Here is a 3,705-nt window from a genome sequence, read left to right on the forward strand (position 1 = left end):
ACCATTTTCTTCCAGAAGTGTGTTCTGCGCTCGGCGTTGCCGAAAGCCCCCTCTTTCTCGACCCACATGGCCGTGGGCAGGACCACATCGGCAATTTCCGTCGAACGGGTCGGATAGACATCGGAGACGGCGATGAAGCGCCCCTCCTTTAGCGCCCCGGCCCTGTACCGGTTCAGGTTGGGGTAATCCTGGAAGGGGTTTGCCGTGGAGCTCCAGAAAAAGAGCACATCCCCCCTGTCCAGGGCCCGTACCATCTCTATGGCATGATAGGAGGGCTTGTCCGGGATCGTTCCCTCCGGCAGGCGCCAGATCTCCTCGGCCATTTTCCGGTGTTCCGGGTTTGCCACCACCATGTCTGCCGGCAACCGGTGCGTGAAGGTGCCCACCTCCCTGCAGGTGCCGCAGGCGCTGGGCTGGCCGGTGAGAGAGAAGGGCTGGTTTCCCGGGTCGCTGATCTTCCCCGTGAGCAGGTGGAGGTTGTACACCAGGTTGTTGATCCAGGTGCCCCGCGTGTGCTGGTTCATGCCCATCGTCCAGAAGGACATGACCTTGAGGCCGGGGTCCCCGTAGATGCTGGCCAGCTCGAGCAGGTCGGAGGGAGACACGCCGCTTACCTTTTCCACGTGCTCGGGTGTGTACTTGGACACGAACTCCCTGTACTCATCGAAGGAGACCTTCCTGGCCTCTTCTTTGAACGTGAAGTTGTCCTCGAGCCCGTAGCCTATGTTTTCCCTCCCATGCTTGAACAGCGTATGTTTTTCCACAAAATCCCTGTTCACCATGTTCATTTTTATCAGGATGTTTGCGATTCCGTTGGCGATGGCCAGGTCCGACTGCGGCTTGAAGATGATCTCTTTCTCAGCCATGCTGGAGGACATGGTGGACATGACGGTGAGGTTGATCAGCCGGGCCTTGTTGCTCGTTTTCAGCCGGTCCGTCAGCTTCGAGAACAGAATGGGGTGCATTTCGGCCATGTTGGCTCCCCAGAGCACATAGACGTCCGATTTTGCAAAATCATCGTAGGACCCCATGGGCTCATCGATCCCGAAGGTGGTCATGAAGCCCGCGACGGCGCTGGCCATGCAGTGACGGGCGTTCACCTCCAGGCTGTTCGACCTGAGCCCGCCCTTGAACAGCTTCGACGCGGCGTAACCCTCCCAGATCGTCCACTGGCCCGACCCGAACATGGCCACCGACGCTGGGCCCTTCTCCTCTATGGCCTTCCTGGCTTTTTCTGCCATCAGGTCCAGAGCGAAGTCCCAGGTGGTCTCGGTGAGCTCTCCCCTCTTGTCGTAGCGCCCCTTTTTCATCCGCACCAGGGGCTTGGTGAGCCTGTCCCTCCCGTACTGTATGAAGGGGAGGGAATAGCCCTTGACACAGAGGGTCCCCTGGTTTACCGACGATTTCGGGTCGCCCTGTACCGCCACGATCTTTCCGTTCTTCACTCCCACCATGACGCTGCAGCCGGTTCCGCAGAACCTGCAGGGGGCCTTGTCCCAGGTAAGCTCCGAAAGCGGGTCACCTGCAAAAACTTCGTAGGGATTCAGGTAAACAGTGGTTCCCAGGACCGATACGCTTATGACGCTGCTTTTGAGAAATTCCCGCCGTGTGATCTTTTTCACGTCCCCCCCTTTCAAAGAGTTGTTGCGCGAACAGGCACAAAAAGAGTCCTGTGCCCGCATGGTAAATGATTACCCGGTTCAGCGGGTAACCTGTTTGACTTGGGTCAACTTTTCTCATCTTAGTATCATTTTGCGTGAAATCCAAGACAGGAAACAAAGCGGGGATTTCTCCTGTACCCCCCGGCGGCGGTGTCCATTCAAAGCGGGAAAATTTCTTCCCGTCAGGGGCGACCTCATCCGCCGAGTGAGGTGTACATCGCAGGGTTGTCTACAGTAGTTTTGCGCGCCGGAAAGCGACGTAGACGATGAGGGCTGCCAGGATGATGATAGACAGGGCAAGCAGTCTTCCCGTTGGAAACTGCCAGATCTTATGGGGGATGATGATGTTCTTGAACCCTATGGTTTCCGTTCCGGGAATGTTGGTCTTTGACGGCAGCTCGTAGGAGAGGGATACGGTTGCAAACATTCTCTCCCTCTCTTTTTCGAGGGGGAACGCTATCGATATTTTTCTCTTTTCCTTCGGGGCGAACCGGTTGTCCGAGAGGACCCGTGTGGCCCGGAGAAACATATCCTCCGGGGAGTCAAGGGGGGCTCCCGTCTGGTCTCCGAGCACCCGCGCGAAGGTCATTTCTCTTTCGCCCAGAATGAAACCCCTCTCGTCGAAGAGCCGTGCTTTGAGTATCATCCGGTGTGTGGGCATGCCCGTGGGCAGCTTGTGGCCTCCCATGTCGTTTAAGATCTCGAGCTCCACGCATGCACTGTCGTCAAGGGCGACGATGTAACCGCTCATCCTGAAGGCCTCTTCCAAAAACATGGGGACGTGGCCTCCGCGCACGCCGTGGTCCGGTGGCTCATCGGCTGCCAGCTTTTTCCGGAGGAGGGTGACCTCCCGGTAGGGCTTCAGGAAATGGCAGTTCTGGCACTGGACCCCTTCTTCCCGGTAGACGCTCTCCCTCCACTCAGAGCCCGTGGTGAGTATCCCCACGTTGTGGGGGTTATTGAGTTCGTGACAGCCCGCACAGAGTTTCGCATCCTGGATGAGGGGCCAGCAGGCGGCCCCGTGGTGCGTGCTTTTTGCCCCTTCCAGGGGCCCTCTTTTCGTTCCCGGCCTGTTCAGAAATCGCGGGAATTGATCGCTGATCCTTGCGGCATAGACGGTGTGGCAGAAATCGCAGGTTACGCCCTCCCTTGGCGTTCCTTTCGCCCGGAGGGGGGCCTCCGGGACTGTTGATGACGGCTCATGGCAGAAGAGGCATTTCCCGCCGCTTCCCGGCTCCCCCTGCCGTATTTCCTCAAGGCTTTTCCTGAAGAGGGGGTTTACAAGGGATGCTGCATGCCGGGAACCCTTCCAGCTGCTGTAGATATCGGCGTGACAGCCGGCGCAGGAACCCGACGGTTCGTAAGAGATGGATCCATAGGCAAATAGAGGGGGAAGGGAGAGTACGATGAGGGGTAAAACTATGGAGGAGAGTATCCTGCGCATAGTTTTTAAACTATAGTTCAATATTTATAATTAATTATATACAGGAAGCACTTTTCCCGCAAGGTGAGTTTGCCAGCTTCAAGGGTGAGGGGACGTAAAGGCCGGAGAGGGCAACCCTGGCCTGCAAGAGCATGTCAGGACTCACGCGGGGTCCATGAAAATCTTTTCGCCAAGGTCACTCGTGGCCGCCCAGAGGGGGGAGAGGATTTTGTTGTGCAGGGAAAATATCCCGTCCGGGTCCGTTACGGTTTCGATTGCCTCATTGCCTGCATCCTCCCCGCCCGGTGACCCGGAAATGAGATTCTCTCCTCCCGTGAAAGCGGCTAGGCCGTCGATTACGAGGATACTCCGCGGGGGCGGCTCCCACACCCCCGTCTCTTTCCTGGCTCTCCTGATTTCCCCCATCATCGCATTCCGGGTATGTTCCCCGGGACGCGGCGTAATGTCCTCACCCCCTTCACCCGTGATCCCCCTCACCGGCACCTGCGACGAGGCCACTTTCAGGGCCCCGACGAGGGCGGGAGGGATTACGGGCAGAGAAAAGTGGACGAACGCCTGGGCCTGTCCAATTGCCCGGGAAATCATCTCCCCGGTTGCAGC

2 protein-coding genes and 1 pseudogene (1 of these 3 running past the window's edge) are annotated in these 3,705 nt (G+C 58.0%); all 3 read right to left on the reverse strand.

Annotated features, from left to right (window positions below):
• Positions 1 to 1,682, reverse strand: a pseudogene (locus tag GTN70_08125) (molybdopterin-dependent oxidoreductase); it reaches 726 nt to the left of the window's first position.
• Between the two features lie 208 nt (positions 1,683 to 1,890).
• Positions 1,891 to 3,105 carry a hypothetical protein gene (locus GTN70_08130; GenBank protein NIO16952.1) on the reverse strand — a complete coding sequence of 405 codons (1,215 nt, stop codon included), beginning with the start codon at positions 3,103 to 3,105 and terminating at the stop codon, positions 1,891 to 1,893.
• A gap of 141 nt (positions 3,106 to 3,246) precedes the next feature.
• The coding region (locus GTN70_08135; GenBank protein ID NIO16953.1) for a hypothetical protein at positions 3,247 to 3,705 on the reverse strand (459 nt) is incomplete at its 5' end.

The sequence above is a fragment of the Deltaproteobacteria bacterium genome, from assembly GCA_011773515.1.
In the GTDB taxonomy this organism is placed as follows: domain Bacteria; phylum Desulfobacterota; class Deferrimicrobia; order J040; family J040; genus WVXK01.

Excerpts from the sequence above, each read along its gene's own strand:
- GTN70_08130 (NIO16952.1), bottom strand. The coding sequence starts at position 3,105 with ATGCGCAGGATACTCTCCTCCATAGTTTTACCCCTCATCGTACTCTCC.